The 16548-nt window shown below is 71.9% G+C and carries 15 protein-coding genes; 3 read left to right on the forward strand and 12 right to left on the reverse strand.

Going from position 1 to position 16548, the window contains the following annotated elements; all coding sequences use genetic code 11:
- The first annotated feature begins 56 nt into the window (after positions 1–56).
- Entirely contained in the window at positions 57–611 is a 555-nt protein-coding gene (locus ABT342_RS02585) for a hypothetical protein (RefSeq protein WP_351565876.1), read from the forward strand.
- Between the two features lie 62 nt (positions 612–673).
- Here the strand turns inward: ABT342_RS02585 and ABT342_RS02590 are convergent, their stop codons facing one another.
- The 7 genes from ABT342_RS02590 to glmS all read right to left on the reverse strand — a co-directional run bounded on the left by ABT342_RS02590 (position 674) and on the right by glmS (position 8336).
- Entirely contained in the window at positions 674–865 is a 192-nt protein-coding gene (locus ABT342_RS02590; RefSeq protein WP_351565879.1) for a hypothetical protein, read from the reverse strand.
- A 427-nt stretch (positions 866–1292) separates the two neighbouring features.
- A complete protein-coding gene (gene tsaE / locus ABT342_RS02595; RefSeq protein ID WP_351565882.1) occupies positions 1293–1799 on the reverse strand; it encodes a tRNA (adenosine(37)-N6)-threonylcarbamoyltransferase complex ATPase subunit type 1 TsaE in 507 nt (168 codons plus the stop codon).
- 141 nt (positions 1800–1940) lie between these two features.
- The gene (locus ABT342_RS02600; protein ID WP_351565885.1) at positions 1941–3131 is read right to left on the reverse strand and encodes an alpha/beta fold hydrolase; all 1191 of its coding nucleotides are present in this window, start codon (positions 3129–3131) and stop codon (positions 1941–1943) included.
- Between the two features lie 12 nt (positions 3132–3143).
- Positions 3144–4346 carry an alanine racemase gene (gene alr / locus ABT342_RS02605; RefSeq protein ID WP_351565888.1) on the reverse strand — a complete coding sequence of 401 codons (1203 nt, stop codon included), beginning with the start codon at positions 4344–4346 and terminating at the stop codon, positions 3144–3146.
- 185 nt (positions 4347–4531) lie between these two features.
- Positions 4532–5965: an NAD(P)H-hydrate dehydratase gene (locus ABT342_RS02610; protein ID WP_351565890.1), complete on the reverse strand. Its 1434-nt coding sequence runs from the start codon at positions 5963–5965 to the stop codon at positions 4532–4534.
- 158 nt (positions 5966–6123) lie between these two features.
- A complete protein-coding gene (locus tag ABT342_RS02615; RefSeq protein WP_351565893.1) occupies positions 6124–6492 on the reverse strand; it encodes a holo-ACP synthase in 369 nt (122 codons plus the stop codon).
- On the reverse strand, positions 6489–8336 hold the full coding sequence (gene glmS, locus ABT342_RS02620) for a glutamine--fructose-6-phosphate transaminase (isomerizing) (protein ID WP_351565896.1): 1848 nt from the start codon (positions 8334–8336) through the stop codon (positions 6489–6491). Before glmS ends, ABT342_RS02615 begins: the two co-directional genes overlap by 4 nt.
- A gap of 67 nt (positions 8337–8403) precedes the next feature.
- Here glmS and coaA point away from each other — a divergent pair, with 67 nt between their 5' ends.
- Positions 8404–9396, forward strand: coding sequence for a type I pantothenate kinase (gene coaA / locus ABT342_RS02625; protein ID WP_351566312.1), 993 nt, complete (start codon positions 8404–8406; stop codon positions 9394–9396).
- A 59-nt stretch (positions 9397–9455) separates the two neighbouring features.
- Positions 9456–10406 (forward strand): DUF389 domain-containing protein, encoded by a 951-nt coding sequence (locus ABT342_RS02630; RefSeq protein ID WP_351565899.1) that lies wholly within the window; start codon positions 9456–9458, stop codon positions 10404–10406.
- Here ABT342_RS02630 and ABT342_RS02635 read toward each other — a convergent pair.
- The 5 genes from ABT342_RS02635 to ABT342_RS02655 all read right to left on the reverse strand — a co-directional run bounded on the left by ABT342_RS02635 (position 10401) and on the right by ABT342_RS02655 (position 16520).
- A complete protein-coding gene (locus ABT342_RS02635) occupies positions 10401–11807 on the reverse strand; it encodes an alpha/beta hydrolase family protein (RefSeq protein WP_351565902.1) in 1407 nt (468 codons plus the stop codon). The two genes, ABT342_RS02630 and ABT342_RS02635, sit on opposite strands and share 6 nt — an antisense overlap.
- 157 nt (positions 11808–11964) lie before the next feature.
- Positions 11965–13323 carry a phosphoglucosamine mutase gene (gene glmM, locus ABT342_RS02640; protein WP_351565905.1) on the reverse strand — a complete coding sequence of 453 codons (1359 nt, stop codon included), beginning with the start codon at positions 13321–13323 and terminating at the stop codon, positions 11965–11967.
- 188 nt (positions 13324–13511) lie between these two features.
- Complete coding sequence (gene rpsI / locus ABT342_RS02645) at positions 13512–14033, reverse strand: 30S ribosomal protein S9 (RefSeq protein WP_351565908.1); 522 nt, start codon at positions 14031–14033, stop codon at positions 13512–13514.
- Positions 14034–14075: 42 nt separating this feature from the next.
- On the reverse strand, positions 14076–14519 hold the full coding sequence (rplM, locus tag ABT342_RS02650) for a 50S ribosomal protein L13 (protein WP_351565911.1): 444 nt from the start codon (positions 14517–14519) through the stop codon (positions 14076–14078).
- 378 nt (positions 14520–14897) lie between these two features.
- Complete coding sequence (locus ABT342_RS02655) at positions 14898–16520, reverse strand: ABC-F family ATP-binding cassette domain-containing protein (protein ID WP_502965441.1); 1623 nt, start codon at positions 16518–16520, stop codon at positions 14898–14900.
- Positions 16521–16548: the final 28 nt, after the last annotated feature.

Below are 16548 nucleotides of genomic sequence, written 5' to 3' on the forward strand. Positions count from 1 at the left end.
CCCGTCTCCTGCTGCTACCGTCGGCCCAGGTTCGCGCGTGCGAAAGGGGTGCAAAGGTGGCACGGAGCAGCTCGGGACCCGTGGCCGCGCTCGCCGCCACGGCCATCGCCGTGATCGGGTTCCTCGCCTACCAGGCCTCGGCGAACGTCCCCGCGGGCCTCAGGAACCCGGCCGCCGCGACCTCGCCCGCGACCCTGCCCGCCGCCGAGAAGCACCCGCGCGAGCACCCGCTGACCGTGCCGGCGAACTCCGGCGGGGGGATGCGGGTCGTCTACTCGCTGAGTGAGCGGCGGGTCTGGCTGGTGGACGCGCACGGGCGGTCGACGCGGACCTTCCTGGTCATGCCGAGCCCGATCAGCCCGCCGCCCGGCCGGTACGACGTGACCTCGCGCAGCGGCAGCATCCAGGGGTCGGACGGGGTGCGGATCGAACACGTCGTACGGTTCGCGAACGTCGACAACGTGACCATCGGGTTCAGCGCCGCGGTGGACGGTTCGATGTCGAGCCCGGATCCGGACGGCAGGACGGGCGGCGTGCGGATGAAGCGCGCGGACGGCAACGCGATGTGGACGTTCGCGACGGTCGGCTCGAAGATCATCGTCGTGCCGTAAAGGGTTCCGTAAGGGGTCCCCGTACGGGCATCCGCTCGGGGATGTGACGTCCCTCGTACGGGCTACGCGGCGTCGCGCCGCTTCTCCTCACACTCCCCCGTGCCCGGATCGCGCTCGCGCGGCGGGGTGGAGACCTCGCTGGCCGCCGCGCACGACGCCAGCAGATCCCGCATCGAGAACGCCGACGGCGACGGGGCCCGGTGCCGCGGGCGCGGCCTCGACTGGGGCTGCTCTTCACGCTGGGACGCCGACATGGATGCCTCCTGGGCTCCGGGGGCAGGCGTGGTTAGGTAGACCTAACCAGGTCGTGCTATCCATGTGACCACGCCGGAAGCGGCGCGCGCAACATTTTGCCGACGGCTTGTCGGAACAATGCCGGAACGAGCCCTGATCGGCCCTGAACCGACTCGAAACCGCCCCTGAACCGACGCGGAACCGACACCGGTTCGGCTCCGGACAGGCCCGGAACCGATCCGCTCACGGGCAGCGGCACAGGCGCAGGCACGGACCGGCACGGAACCGATCCCGCTCACAGGCACGGACACGGACCGGCACGGAACCGATCCCGCTCACAGGCACGGACACGGACCGGCACGGAACCGATCCCGCTCACAGGCACAGGCACGGACCGGCACGGAACCGATCCCGCTCACAGGCACGGGCACAGGCACGGACCGTCGGTCAGGCCATGAGTCCGGCGAGCTCGGCGGTCGCCCAGCGGGCGCCGACACCGCGCAGCGTGACCTGCCGCTGCTCGTCGTCCGTGTTGCCGACGACCCGGTGGATCACCACATGCAGCCGGTCGTCGGACAGGTCCTCGACCTTGCCGTCGCCCCACTCCACGACCACCACCGACTCCGGCAGCGAGACGTCGAGGTCCAGGTCCTCCATCTCGTCGAGCCCGCCGCCCAGCCGGTACGCGTCCACGTGCACCAGGGCCGGGCCGCCCACCAGCGAGGGGTGCACCCGGGCGATGACGAACGTCGGGGAGGTGACGGCCCCGCGCACGCCCAGGCCCTCGCCGAGCCCGCGCGTCAGCGTCGTCTTCCCGGCGCCGAGCTCGCCGGTGAGCATCACCAGATCGCCGGGGCGCAGCAGCTTCGCGATTCTGCGGCCCAGCTCCTGCATCTGGTCCGGGGACGTGAGGGTGAGGGCGGCCTCGGCGGCCGGGCTGTGAGTTGCTTCCATGGGTTTCCCATTCGCTGCGCCGGCGCCAAGCGCCGTGCTAGCTTTTTCTCGCCTTTTCGGAGGCCGGTTCGGGCTGGACCGCAACCCGGATGGGTTGGAAGTCCGCCGCGTCAGCGGTGGACGGAGTCACACGTGCCAACGTTAGCCGCACGGTAGGAGCACCCCGACACGCGCCAGCAGATCGGCCAGCCGGTCTGTGACCGTTTCGGGGTGCTCCAGCATCACCAGATGCCCGGCGTCCGGCACGATGACCAGCTCCGCGTCGGGGAGCAGATCCGCGATCGCCTCACTGTGCGAGCTGGGCGTCACCAGGTCCCGGTCACCGGCCAGGGCCAGCACCGGGACCTCCAGGAAGACCTCCAGCGCGGCGGCCTTGTCGTGCTCGGCGAACGCCGGGTAGAACTCCGCGACCACGTCGATCGGGGTGCCCTCGATCATCCGCTCGGCGAACCGGGCCACCGCCGGGTCCACGTCCTTCGAGCTGAACGAATAGCGCTTGATCAGGCCCGCGAACAGATCGGCCGTCGCCCTGCGGCCCCGCTCGACCAGCTCGGCCTGCGAGCCGAGCGCCTTCAGCACCCCCGGCAGCACGCGGCGCACCACGTTCACCCCCGCCACCGGCAGGCCGTAGTTCACCTCGCCGAGCCCGCCCGCCGACGTACCGACGAAGGCCACGCCGACGACCCGCTCACGGATCAGCTCCGGATACGCGGCGGCCAGCGCCATCACCGTCATGCCGCCCATCGAATGGCCCACCAGCACGAGCGGGCCCTCGGGCGCGGCCGCGTCGATGACCGCCTTGAGGTCGCGGCCGAGCCGGTCGATGGAGACCGGCACCCCGTCAGGGCCGGACTGGGCGGCGCCGCGGCCCGAGCGGCCGTGGCTGCGCTGGTCCCAGTGGACGGTACGGACGAGACCGCGCAGCGCGGCCCGCTGGAAGTGCCAGGAGTCCTGGCTGAGGCAGTAGCCGTGGCTGAAGACCACGGTGACCGGCGCGGGTGACTTGCGGCCGAACAGCCGGCGCCTGCGCGGCGCGGCGCCGCCCGTCTCCGGGTCGACCTCGTCGGTCTCGTAGTAGAGGGCCGTCCCGTCGTCGGCGACGGCCCGGCCCGGTGTGCCGCGCAGCGAGCCGTAGGGACCGGAGGCGTCCAGCGCGAGCCGGGCCTTCTGCCGCATGCCGCGGCCCACGGTGAGCCGCTCTATCGCCACGCCCGCCGCCGCACCGGCGGCGATCACCCCTATGGCCGCGCCGGCGAAGCCCGCCCTGCGCCAGCCGCCCGTGGCGGCGTTCGACACCGCCGCCGCCACGTCCCCCGCGCTGCTCTCGCTCACCGTGCCGCTCTCCTAGTGGTCGTCCGGGTCGTCGTCGTCCGGTCGCTCATCGCCGTCATGGAGGTCATGCAGATCATTGAGGTGGACGCGGGGGACGCGCGTCCCGATCCGGGTCACGATCTCGTACGCGATCGTGTCCGCCGCCTCGGCCCAGTCCTGTGCGGTCGGCTCGCCCCGGTCTCCGGCGCCGAACAGCACCGCCTCCGAACCCTCCGCGACCGCGCCGCCGTCGGGGCCGAGGTCGACCACGAACTGGTCCATGGCGACCCGGCCCGCCACCCGCCGCCACGCGCCGCCGACCAGCACCGGGCCACGGCCGGAGGCGTGCCGCGGAATGCCGTCCGCGTAACCGACCGGGACCAGGCCGAGGGTCGTCTCGTCCGGCGTGACGTAGTGGTGTCCGTAGCTCACGCCGTGGCCCGCCGGGACCTGCTTGACCAGTGCCACGGACGCCTTGAGCGTCATCACCGGACGCAGCCCGAAGGAAGCGGGTGTGCCGAGCTCCGGGCTCGGTGAGACCCCGTACACGGCGATGCCCGGCCGTACGAGATCGAAATGGGTCTCGGGGAGGGTGAGGGTGGCCGGGGAGTTGGCTATGTGCCGGACCTCGGGCTCGATGCCCTCCTTCTCGGCGTACGCCACCAGGTCCTTGAAGGCGGCCAGCTGGAGCGCGATGGACGGGTGGCCGGGCTCGTCCGCGCACGCGAAGTGCGACCAGAGGCCGGTCACCTTCACCGTGCCCGCCTCCTCGGCGGCGCGGGCCTCGGCGACCAGTCCGGCCCAGTCGGCGGGCTGGCAGCCGTTGCGGCCGAGGCCGGTGTCGGCCTTGAGCTGGATACGGGCGGGGCGGCCCGCCTCCTTCGCCGCGGCGGTCACCTCGCGCAGCGCCCACAGGCCGCTGACCGACATGTCCAGGCCGGCCTCGATGCCCTCGCGCCAGGGTCCGCCGGGCGTCCACAGCCAGCACATCACCCGGCCGCCGACGCCGGCCGCGCGCAGCGCGAGGGCCTCCTCCGGGGTCGCGGTGCCGAGCCAGGTCGCACCCGCGTCGAGCGCGGCGCGGGCACAGGGCACCATCCCGTGCCCGTACGCGTCCGACTTCACCACGGCCATCACCGCGGAACCAGGCGCCCGCGCGCGCAGTGCGCGGACGTTGGAGCGCAGCGCGGCGAGGTCGATCTCGGCGCGTGCCCGGAAGTGTGCGTTCAGAGTCATCGCGGTCAGTCTCTCAGAGCCCTACGACATAGTTCGTGTGGCGAGGACCACGAGCGCCCCTGGTCACCCGCCTGCCCCCAGGCCACCGACGACGACGCGGCGGGGTGCGGTGCGGTTCCGGGGTACGTGAGCCCGGCAGGCCGTCGTGCCGGGGCAGGGCGGGTGCGGCGGGGTCCGGTCGTCGATCAGGGCGTCGTCGTGTCGCGCCACGCCCGGGGGATCGCCGCGGCCACGTCCTGGGCCGACACCGGGGCGTCGCGGGAGGTCAGCCGGGCGGCGAGTCCGTGCAGGTACGCGGCCACCGACGCGGCGTCGAACGGTGCCAGGCCCGCCGCGAGCAGGGAGCCCGCCAGCCCGGACAGGACGTCGCCGCTGCCGGCGGTGGCGAGCCACGACGTGCCCGTCGGGTTCACCCGGACCGCGCGGCGCGGGTCCGGATCGGCCACGAGGGTCGTGGAGCCCTTGAGCAGCACGGTCGCGCCGTACTTCGCGGCCAGCGTCCGTACGGAGGTCAGCCGCGCGCCCTCCACCTCCTCGCGGGCCACGCCGAGCAGCGCGGCCGCCTCGCCCGCGTGCGGGGTGAGCAGGGTCGGCGCGGTGCGGGCCCGGACCTGGTCCGGGTCGAGGCCGCGCAACCCGTCCGCGTCGACCAGCACCGGAACGTCGGAGTCCAGCACCTCGCCCACGCCGGGGCTGTCGCCGAGACCCGGGCCGACGACCCAGGCCTGCACCCGGCCCGCCTTCGACGGCGGCCAGCCGTGCACCAGGGCCTCCGGGAAGGCGGCGATCACGGCGTCCGCGCCGGGGCCGACGTACCGCACGGCGCCGGCGCCGCCGCGCAGCGCGCCCGCCACGGCGAGCACGGCGGCGCCCGGGTAGCGGGTGGAGCCGGCGATGACGCCGACCACACCGCGTCGGTACTTGTCGCTCTCCGCGGCGGGCACGGGCAGCAGGTGGGCCACGTCCGCGTGTTGCAGGGCCTCCAGGTCGGGCACGGACGGGAGGTACGGCTCCAGCCCGATGCCGACGAGGCGGAGCGCGCCCGCGTACTCCTTGGCGGGGTCGATCAGCAGGCCCGGCTTGTACGCGCCGAACGTGACCGTCGCATCGGCCCGCATCGCCTCCCCGGCCACCTCCCCGGTGTCGGCCTCGATCCCGCTCGGCAGGTCCACGGCGACGACCACCGCGTTCGAGCCGTGTGCCGCGCGGGCGACGGGCACGGCCTCGGGGCGCAGCCCGCCGTGGCCGCCGATCCCGGTGATGCCGTCCAGCACCAGGTCGGCCGCGGCCAGCACCTCGTACGGGTCCTCGGCGACCCGGCCGCCGGCTTTGCGCAGCGCGGCGAGGCCGCCCTCGTGCGCCCGCCCCGGGGTGAGCAGGACGGCGGCGACCCCGGCGCCCCTGCGGGCCAGCCGCGCCCCCGCGTACAGCGCGTCGCCGCCGTTGTCCCCGCTGCCCACGAGCAGCACGACCCGGGCCCCGTACACCCGCCCGAGCAGCCCCGCGCAGGCGGCGGCGAGCCCGGCGGCGGCGCGTTGCATGAGGGCGCCGTCGGGCAGCCGCGCCATCAGCTCGGCCTCGGCGGCCCGTACGGTCTCCACGCTGTAGGCAATCCGCATGCCCGCAGTCTGCCTGCCCACCCGGGCCGGGGCACCCCGATCCGGCGCGCCTGGCCCGGCTCGGAGCCACCAGGGGTACGTACCCGACTGCGGCCCGGTGGGTGGTTTGTGCCCACCCGTTCCGCCCCAGCGGAACGGGTGGGCACAAACCCCCTCGGTCACCCCTCCGCGATCACCACCGCCGAGGCGATTCCCGCGTCGTGGCTCAGGGAGACGTGCCAGGAGCGGACCCCGAGCTCCGTCGCGCGTGCCGCCACCGTGCCGGTCACCCGCAGGCGCGGTTGGCCCGAGGGCTCGACGTAGACCTCGCAGTCCGTCCAGTGCAGGCCCGCCGGGGCGCCCAGCGCCTTCGCCACGGCCTCCTTCGCGGCGAAGCGGGCCGCCAGCGAGGCGACCCCTCTGCGCTCCCCGCTGCGCAGGAACAGCTCGCTCGCGAGAAACAGCCGGTCCGCCAGGGCCGGTGTGCGCCGCAGCGACTCCCCGAAGCGGTCGATCTCGGCGACGTCGATGCCCACCCCGATGATCATTCGACGGTGACCGACTTCGCGAGGTTGCGCGGCTGGTCGACCTCGTTGCCGCGCGCCGTGGCGAGCTCGCACGCGAACACCTGCAGCGGCACCGTCGCGACCAGCGGCTGGAGCAGCGCGGGCGTCGCCGGGATGCGGATCAGATGGTCCGCGTACGGCGCGACCGCCTCGTCGCCCTCCTCCGCGATCACGATCGTCCGCGCACCGCGTGCCCGGATCTCCTGGATGTTCGACACGATCTTGTCGTGCAGGACGGACCGGCTCCGCGCCGACGGCACGACCACCACCACCGGCAGGTCCTCCTCGATCAGCGCGATCGGCCCGTGCTTGAGCTCACCCGCCGCGAAGCCCTCGGCGTGCATGTACGCGAGCTCCTTGAGCTTCAGCGCGCCCTCCAGGGCGACCGGGTAGCCCACGTGCCGCCCGAGGAACAGCACGGTGTTCTTGCCCGCCAGCGACCGGGCCAGCTCCCGTACCGGCTCCATCGTCTCCAGGACCCGCTCCACCTCGCCGGCGATCTGCGCGAGGTCCCTGATGACGGCCTGGATCTCGTCGCCCCACTTGGTGCCGCGCACCTGCCCGAGGTACAGCGCCACCAGGTAGCAGGCCACCAGCTGGGTCAGGAACGCCTTGGTCGACGCGACGGCGACCTCCGGGCCCGCGTGCGTGTACAGCACCGCGTCCGACTCCCGGGGGATCGTCGACCCGTTGGTGTTGCAGATGGCCAGTACCCTCGCCCCCTGCTCGCGGGCGTGCCGCAGCGCCATCAGGGTGTCCATGGTCTCGCCGGACTGCGAGATCGCGATCACCAGCGTCCGGTGGTCCAGGATCGGGTCCCGGTAGCGGAACTCGCTCGCCAGCTCCACCTCGCACGGGATGCGCGTCCAGTGCTCGATGGCGTACTTGGCGATCAGCCCGGCGTGGAACGCCGTCCCGCACGCCACGATCACGACCTTCTGCGCTTCCCTCAGCACCGCGTCCGGGATGCGCAGTTCATCGAGCGTCAGCGACCCGGCCGCGTCGATCCGGCCGAGCAGCGTGTCGGCGACCGCCTTCGGCTGCTCGGCGATCTCCTTGAGCATGAAGTAGTCGTAGCCGCCCTTCTCGGCGGCCGACGCGTCCCAGTCCACGTGGTACGAGCGGACCTCGGCGGGCGCGCCGTCGAAGTCCGTCACCGTGACGCCGTCGCGGCGCAGCTCGACGACCTGGTCCTGCCCCAGTTCGATCGCGTCGCGCGTGTGGGCGATGAACGCGGCCACGTCGGACGCCAGGAAGGCCTCGCCGTCGCCGACTCCCACCACCAGCGGCGAATTGCGCCGCGCGCCCACCACCAGTTCCGGATCGTCGGCGTGCACCGCCACCAGGGTGAACGCGCCCTCCAGCCGACGGCACACCAGCCGTATCGCCTCCGCCAGCTCGCCGCAGGACGAGAACGACTCGGCGAGCAGATGGGAGACGACCTCGGTGTCCGTCTCGGACTCCAGCGTGTGACCGCGGTCGGTCAGTTCGGCGCGCAGTGCCGCGAAGTTCTCGATGATCCCGTTGTGGACGACGGCGACCCGGCCCGCGTTGTCCAGATGCGGATGCGCGTTCGCGTCCGTCGGAGCGCCGTGGGTGGCCCACCGGGTGTGCCCGATGCCCGTCGAACCGGTCGGCAGCGGCCTGTCGACCAGCTCTTTCTCCAGGTTGAGGAGCTTGCCCGCCTTCTTGGCCGCGGCCAGCCCGCCATCGGCGAGGACGGCGACTCCGGCAGAGTCGTAACCCCTGTATTCGAGCCGTTTGAGGCCCGCGATGACCACATCGAGCGCCGACTGTCCGCCGACGTAACCTACGATTCCGCACATGGCCGCAGCCTACGGGCGTGAGCGATACCACGCCGCGTTCCCCCCGCCCTGCCCCGACAATGAGCATGTGATCACTTCGCCGCCACGAAGCCGCAGGCCCGACCGGACAGAGACGTCCCCCTATGTCGACCTCACGCGCGACGAGTGGAGCGCGCTGCGCGACAAGACCCCGCTGCCCCTCACCGCCGCCGAGGTCGAGCGGTTGCGCGGACTGGGTGACGTCATCGACCTCGACGAGGTACGGGACATCTACCTGCCGCTGTCCCGGCTGCTCAATCTGTACGTCGGTGCCACCGCCAATCTCCGCGGTGCCCTCAACACCTTCCTCGGCGACGCCGGCAACGGCCATGGCACCCAGCGCGGTACGCCCTTCGTGATAGGCGTCGCGGGCTCCGTCGCCGTCGGCAAGTCCACCGTCGCCCGGCTCCTCCAGGCCCTGCTCGCCCGCTGGCCCGAGCACCCGCGCGTCGAACTCGTGACCACCGACGGGTTCCTCTACCCGATGAAGGAGCTCACGGACCGCGGCCTGATGTCGCGGAAAGGTTTCCCCGAGTCGTACGACCGCCGCGCCCTGACCCGTTTCGTCGCCGACATCAAGGCGGGCAAGGACGAGGTCACCGCCCCCGTCTACTCGCACCTGATCTACGACATCGTGCCCGGCGAGCGGCTCACCGTCCGCCGCCCCGACATCCTCATCGTCGAGGGCCTCAACGTCCTCCAGCCCGCCCTGCCCGGCAAGGACGGCAGGACGCGGGTCGGTCTCGCCGACTACTTCGACTTCTCCGTGTACGTCGACGCGCGCCCCGAGGACATCGAGCGCTGGTACCTCAACCGGTTCCGCAAGCTGCGCGAGACGGCGTTCCAGGACCCCTCCTCGTACTTCCGGAAGTACACGCAGGTGTCCGAGGAGGAGGCACTCGACTATGCCCGCACGATGTGGCGCACGATCAACGGCGTCAATCTGCTGGAGAACGTAGCGCCGACCCGCGGACGTGCCACGCTGGTGCTGCGCAAGGGCCCGGACCACAAGGTCCAGCGCCTCTCCCTCCGCAAACTCTGAACTCCGCGAACTCTCAACTCCGCGAACTCTCAACTCCGCGAACTCTGAGGAGCCGCCGCGTGCTGCACCTGCGGTTGATCGTCCCGCCGGACCGCACCGACGAGGTCGTCCGTACCGTCGAGAAGACGGTCGGTACGACCCATCTCGCCGTACTGACGGGCGCCGCGCGCAACCCGGTGGGCGACCTGGTGCTCTGCGACGTGGCGCGCGAGGCCGGCGACGAGCTGATCGGCCGCCTCCGGGAGCTCGGACTGGACAAGGACGGCTCGATCGCCGTCGAGAACATCGACCTGTCGCTGTCCAAGCGCGCCGACAAGGCGGAGGACGAGGCGCCGGGCGAGGGCGCGGACGCGGTGCTGTGGGAGCAGCTGACGGACGCGACCCACGAGGAGTCGACGCTCTCCGTCACGTACATCGCGTTCCTGGCGCTGGCGACGATGATCGCCGCGTGCGGTGTGGTGCTCGACAACGCGATCCTGATCGTGGGCGCGATGGCCGTCGGCCCGGAGTTCGGGCCGCTCGCCGGTTTCTGTACGGCGGTGGTGCAGCGCATGCCGAGGCTCGCCTGGCGCTCCCTCGCGGCCCTCATCGTGGGGTTCGCGGTGGCGATGGCGGTGACGGTCCTCTTCAGCCTCTTCATGAACGGCATCGGCCTCTTCGACGTCGCGATGCTCGACGCGCCCCGCCCCGACACGAACTTCATCTACCGCCCCGACGCCTTCTCCTTCGTCGTCGCGGTGCTCGCGGGCGTGGCCGGCACGCTCTCGCTGACCTCGGCCAAGTCGGGCGCGCTGGTGGGCGTGGCGATCTCGGTGACGACGGTCCCGGCCGCGGCGAACGCGGCCGTGGCCCTCAGCTACACCGAGTACCGGCAGGCGTGGGGCTCCAGCGAGCAGCTGCTGCTCAACCTGCTGGGCATCATCCTCGCCGGCACCCTGACCCTCTATGCGCAGAAGTGGCTGTGGACGAGGCAGAGGCGGCGTGCGACGCGCGCGTCAGGCGGGTCATGACAGCGTGTCGTCCAGCCAGTCGAAGACGACCTCGCAGTGCTGTTGCGGGGCCATCGGGGAGCAGTGCAGCTGCGCTCCGGTGGCCGCGGTGAGCTTCACGTAGTCCTTGGGCGAGGTCAGCTTGTCGAACATCTGGCGCGCCTGGCCGGGATAGAACTGCTCGTCCTCGTAGTCCAGGACCAGGGTGGGGCACTTGATGCGGCTGACGACGTCCGTGATGTCCAGTGACTGGATGAGTTTCGCGGGCGTGTAGAAGTCGGTGAACATCCTGCCCTCGCGGGCGGCGAGCATCGCCGGCACCGAGAAGGGCTCGAAGCGCTTCTTCATCGTCGCGGCATCGGCCGGGGGCAGCTCGGGGACGACTTCCTTGTTCCAGATGGTGTTGGTCTCCTCCTTGCTCGGGGTGAGGATCTCCCGGATCACCGGAGGGAAGCCCAGCCACGGCGTGAGACAGCCGGGCATGGCCACGAGGGCCTTGATCCTGTTCTCGAAGGCCGCGGCCCGGGGGGCCAGGTCGCCCGCCATGCTCAGCCCGGTCAGGGCGATCCTGCGGGTGTCCACGTCCGGGCGGGCGGACAGCCAGTCGACGAGCGGCCCGACCACGGTCTCCCAGCGCGGCGTGAAGACCACCTGGTCCACGAAGAGCAGCTGGCCCTGGCCGGGCCCGTCGTACACGAGCGCGTTCCAGCCGCGGTCCAGAGCGGCGGGGACGCCGTAGGTCCACATGTCGACGTTCTGCCCGTCGCTGCCGTTGGTGAGGATCACGGTGGGACGGCGCTCGTCGGACGCGTCCGGCCGGAAGAACCACACCGGCAGCGGGGTCTTCCCGTACGGGACGTTCGCCTTCACCGGCACCGGATCGCACAGGTCGCAGAACGTGTCCCAGGCGTCGCGTCCGGCCTTGTAGAGCCGCTCCTCGTTTCCCGGGGCGTTCGATCCGAGGACGAAGAAGAGCGCCTGGCCGTAGTACTGCGCGGCCCGCAGCGCACGGAAGCGCGCGGTCTGGCCGTCGGGGCTGCTGCCCTCGGGCACCTTCATCAGCTGGTCGCCGAGCTTCCTGAAGGTCTCGACGTACGTCTGCGAGGAGAGGCCGGCCTTGTTGATGGCGTTCACGGCGGTGAGCACCTCGCCCACTTCGCCGGCCCCGTGGCCGGCCCCGCCGAGGGCGAGGAGCCCGTTGAAGTTGAACGCCGGGTCCTTGAAGAGCGTCATCGCCCCGGGCGCCGCGCCGCCCGCGGGGGCGGAGGCCGTCGCCGTGCCGCTGGGTGTGGGCGCGTTCGCGGGCGACGCACCCGACGGGGTGCATCCCGCGGTCAGCACGGCCCCGGCTCCGCCCACGAGCCCGGCAAGCGCGGCGCGCCGACCGGGACCGGCGGCACGCTCCTTGGGTACGTCCGTCATACGACCCGACCGTACGGGCCCTCACCGCCGGCCGCCCTCGCGCCACACACGCCACTGGCCCGAACGGCCGACCCGGGCTCCCCGCGCCTACGAGGCCGTCGGGCCCCCTGCGGATGCCCCGCAAGGGGCCCGACGGCCTCGGGTCACGTCACAGACGTCAGCCGAGGGCCGATTTCACCGCGTCCGCCAGCCGCCCCGCCACGGAGCGTGCCTGGTCGATGTCCGCGGCCTCGACCATCACGCGCACGAGCGGCTCGGTCCCCGAGGGACGCAGCAGCACCCGCCCGGTCGAGCCGAGCTCGCGCTCCGCGTCCGTGACCGCCGCGCCCAGCTCCGCCGACGTGCCGACGCGCGACTTGTCGACGTCCGGGACGTTGATCAGGACCTGCGGGAGGCGGTCCATGACCGCCGCCAGCTCCGCCAGCGAACGGCCCGTGGCCACGACCCGCGCCGCCAGCATCAGGCCGGTCAGCGTTCCGTCGCCCGTCGTCGCGTGGTCGAGGACGATGACGTGGCCGGACTGCTCGCCGCCGAGCGCGTACCCGTGCTCCTTCATCGACTCCAGGACGTACCGGTCGCCGACGGCGGTCTGCACGAGCTGGACGCCCTCGCGCTCCATCGCCAGCTTGAAGCCCAGGTTGGACATGACGGTCGCGACGACGGTGTCCCCGCGCAGCGTGCCCGCCTCTCGCATCGCGAGGGCCAGCACGGCCAGGATCTGGTCGCCGTCGACCTCGTTGCCCGCCCCGTCCACGGCGAGGCAGCGGTCGGCGTCGCCGTCGTGCGCGATGCCGAAGTCCGCGCCGTGCTCCACGACCGCGGCCTTCAGCAGGTCCAGGTGCGTGGACCCGCACCCGTCGTTGATGTTGAGCCCGTCCGGCTCCGCGCCGATCGTCACGACCTCCGCGCCCGCCCGCGCGAACGCCTCCGGCGAGACCCGGGCCGCGGCGCCGTGCGCCTCGTCGAGGACGACCTTCAGGCCGTCGAGCCGGTTCGGCAGGACCGCGATGAGGTGGGCGACGTACTTGTCGAAGCCCTCGTCGTAGTCGCGCACGCGGCCGACGCCCGCACCCGTCGGCCGGTCCCACGGGGCACCGGTGCGGTGCTCCTCGTAGACCGCCTCGATACGGTCCTCCAGCTCGTCGGCCAGCTTGTGGCCGCCGCGCGCGAAGAACTTGATGCCGTTGTCGGGCATGGCGTTGTGGCTCGCGGAGAGCATCACGCCGAGGTCGGCGCCCAGCACCCCGGTGAGGTACGCCACCGCCGGCGTGGGCAGCACACCGACGCGCAGGACGTCCACGCCCGCGCTCGCGAGACCCGCCACGACGGCGGCCTCCAGGAACTCTCCCGACGCACGCGGATCCCGTCCGACCACGGCGGTCGGCCGATGCCCCTCAAAGGTCCCCGCTTCGGCGAGCACGTGCGCCGCCGCGACCGACAGGCCGAGCGCGAGCTCCGCCGTCAGATCCGCGTTGGCGACGCCGCGCACACCATCCGTGCCGAAGAGTCGTCCCACTGGTGTCCTCCGAAAATGCTCCGATGACGGGGGCCCCGTGAGGGCCTTCCTGCCGTTATACGCCCGGGGGATCGGGCGGTGTCACCCCGGGGTTCCCCCGGGTCCGATAAAACGTCCGGTAAAACGGAACGCCCCGGCAGCACGGAGTGCCGCCGGGGCGAACGTATGCCGTACAGGCCAGCAGGCGATTAGCGCTTGCTGTACTGCGGGGCCTTGCGGGCCTTCTTCAGACCGGCCTTCTTGCGCTCGACCGCACGGTCGTCGCGGCTCAGGAAGCCGGCCTTCTTCAGCGGGCCGCGGTTGTTGTCCACGTCCGCCTCGTTCAGCGCGCGGGCCACACCGAGGCGCAGGGCGCCGGCCTGACCGGAGACGCCGCCACCCGAGATGCGGGCGATGACGTCGTAGCGGTTGTCGAGCTCGAGCACCTTGAAGGGCTCGTTGACTTCCTGCTGGTGCACCTTGTTGGGGAAGTAGTCCTCAAGGGTGCGACCGTTGATCTTCCACTTGCCGGTGCCCGGAACGATCCGGACGCGGGCGATGGCGTTCTTGCGACGGCCCAGGCCGGCGGCCGGCTGCGGCTCGCCGAAGCGCGAGGCCAGCGACTCGCTGGTGTACTCGCCCTCGACGGGGACGTCGGACTCGAAGGTGGTGACCTCGGCGTAGGTCTCTTCGCCCTCGAGGGGGACTTCGGTGGTGGTCTCGTCGGCCACGATGCTCCTCAGAATCTCTATCGTCTTAGGGGGTGGCCGGACTTACTGCGCGACCTGGGTGATCTCGAACGGGACCGGCTGCTGGGCAGCGTGCGGGTGGTTCTCGCCCGCGTAGACCTTCAGCTTCGAGAGCATCTGACGGCCCAGGGAGTTCTTGGGGATCATGCCCTTGATGGCCTTTTCGACGGCCTTCTCGGGGTTCTTGTCGAGCAGCTCGTCGTAACGGACGGAGCGCAGACCACCCGGGAAGCCGGAGTGGCGGTACGCCATCTTCTGCTCGCGCTTGTTGCCGGACAGGTGGACCTTGTCGGCGTTGATGATGATGACGAAGTCGCCCATGTCCATGTGGGGGGCGTAGACGGGCTTGTGCTTACCCCGGAGGAGGTTCGCAGCCGTCGTCGCCAGACGGCCCAGGACGACGTCCTGCGCGTCGATGATGTGCCACTGGCGAGTGACATCGCCGGGCTTGGGGCTGTACGTACGCACTTCGTAGCCTTCGCTTCTTCAGTGGATGGAGTCCAGACACACCTGAAGCGATCATGCAGCTGGGGCCTGCACTGCCGGGAACACTGCCCGTATGCGAGCCACTGGTAACTGCTCCAGGGAACTTGCGTAAGGGCCCTTCGCGTGAGAACGACGAAGCCAATACGCATAACAAACCGCAACAGTACCCGCGCCACCCTCGACGGGTCAAAACGCCGCGAGACACCAGGTCAGCGCACCCGCTCGACCCGTCGCTCGTCCCACACCGGCTCGCTCGACCCCTCCCCCATGCCGTCCTCGCACGACTCGGCCCCAAGGGGCCTCCCCGGCTTCGGCCGGCTGCGCCGGACTCCGTCCGCCGTCGGGGGCACCAGCCCCCACTCACCGCGCCCGCTCCACCCTCCGCTCGTCCCACACCGGCTCGCTCGTCTCCCGTACGACCCCGTCCGAACCGAAGACCAGGTAGCGGTCGAAGGACTTCGCGAACCAGCGGTCGTGGGTGACGGCCAGCACCGTCCCCTCGTACGCCTCCAGGCCCTCCTGGAGGGCCTCCGCCGACTCCAGGTCCAGGTTGTCCGTCGGCTCGTCCAGCAGCAGGGCCGTCGTGCCGGACAGCTCCAGCAGCAGGATCTGGAAGCGGGCCTGCTGGCCACCCGACAGCCGGTCGAAGGGCTGGTCGCCCTGGCGCTCCAGTTCGTAGCGGCGCAGGGCGCTCATCGCGCCGCCGCGGTCCTTGGCGTGCTCCGTCCACAGGACGTCGACCAGGGTGCGCCCGGCCAGTTCCGGATGGGCGTGCGTCTGGGCGAAATGGCCGGGCACGACACGCGCCCCCAGCTTCCACGAGCCCGTGTGCGCCACCGACTCGTCGCCCGCCAGCAGCCGCAGGAAGTGGGACTTGCCCGAGCCGTTCGACCCCAGCACCGCCACCCGCTCGCCGTAGAAGATCTCCAGCGAGAACGGCTTCATCAGCCCGCTCAGCTCCAGCTCCTCGCAGGTCACGGCCCGCACGCCGGTACGTCCCCCGTGCAGCCGCATCCGGATGTCCTGCTCGCGCGGCGGCTCCGGCGGCGGGCCGGCCTCCTCGAACTTCCGCAGCCTGGTCTGCGCGGCCGCGTACCGCGAGGCCATCTCGTGGCTCACGGCCGCCGCCTGCCGCAGATTGATCACGAGCTTCTTCAGCTGGGCGTGCTTCTCCTCCCAGCGCCGCTTCAGCTCCTCGAACCGCGCGAACCGCTCCCGCCGCGCCTCGTGGAAGGTGCCGAAGCCCCCGCCGTGCACCCACACGTCGCTCCCGGCAGGGCCCGGCTCCACCGCCACGATCTTCTGCGCGGCCGTCGCCAGCAGCTCCCGGTCGTGGGAGACGAACAGCACCGTCTTACGGGTCTCCCGCAGCCGCTCCTCCAGCCACCGCTTGCCCGGGACGTCCAGATAGTTGTCCGGCTCGTCCAGGAGCAGCACCTCGTCCGGGCCGCGCAGGAGCGCCTCCAGCACCAGCCGCTTCTGTTCGCCGCCCGACAGCGTCCGTACGAGCCGCCACTGCGCCTTCTCGTACGAGACCCCGAGCGCGGCCATGGTGCAGATGTCCCAGACCGTCTCGGCCTCGTACCCCTGCACCTCCGCCCAGTCGCTCAGCGCCTGCGCGTACCGCATCTGCGCGGCCTCGTCATCGACGGTCATGATCAGGTGCTCGGCCTCGTCGACCGTCCGCGCGGCCTCTCGTATCCGCGGCTGGGCGACGGAAACGAGCAGGTCACGCACCGTACGGTCGTCCCGTACCGAGCCGACGAACTGGTGCATCACCCCGAGGCCGCCGCTCACGGACACGCTGCCGCCGTGCGGCTGGAGCTCCCCGGAGAGCAGCCGCAGCAGCGTGGTCTTGCCCGCGCCGTTCGCTCCGACGAGGGCCACCACGGCCCCCTCCCCCACCCGGAAGGAGACGTCGCCCAGCAGCACCCGCCCGTCGGGCAGGTGGTACTCCAGATGCGCGGCCTCAAGATGTCCCATGCCGGGCATTGTCACCGCCGGACGCGCA

The sequence above is a fragment of the Streptomyces sp. NPDC000410 genome, assembly GCF_040300305.1.
In the GTDB taxonomy this organism is placed as follows: Bacteria; Actinomycetota; Actinomycetes; order Streptomycetales; family Streptomycetaceae; genus Streptomyces.

Coding starts and splice junctions, on each gene's coding strand:
- ABT342_RS02590 (WP_351565879.1), bottom strand. CDS start 865: ATGTCGGCGTCCCAGCGTGAAGAGCAGCCCCAGTCGAGGCCGCGCCCG.
- tsaE (WP_351565882.1), bottom strand. CDS start 1,799: ATGGAAGCAACTCACAGCCCGGCCGCCGAGGCCGCCCTCACCCTCACG.
- alr (WP_351565888.1), bottom strand. CDS start 4,346: ATGACTCTGAACGCACACTTCCGGGCACGCGCCGAGATCGACCTCGCC.
- ABT342_RS02610 (WP_351565890.1), bottom strand. CDS start 5,965: ATGCGGATTGCCTACAGCGTGGAGACCGTACGGGCCGCCGAGGCCGAG.
- ABT342_RS02615 (WP_351565893.1), bottom strand. CDS start 6,492: ATGATCATCGGGGTGGGCATCGACGTCGCCGAGATCGACCGCTTCGGG.
- glmS (WP_351565896.1), bottom strand. CDS start 8,336: ATGTGCGGAATCGTAGGTTACGTCGGCGGACAGTCGGCGCTCGATGTG.
- ABT342_RS02635 (WP_351565902.1), bottom strand. CDS start 11,807: ATGACGGACGTACCCAAGGAGCGTGCCGCCGGTCCCGGTCGGCGCGCC.
- ABT342_RS02655 (WP_502965441.1), bottom strand. CDS start 16,520: ATGGGACATCTTGAGGCCGCGCATCTGGAGTACCACCTGCCCGACGGG.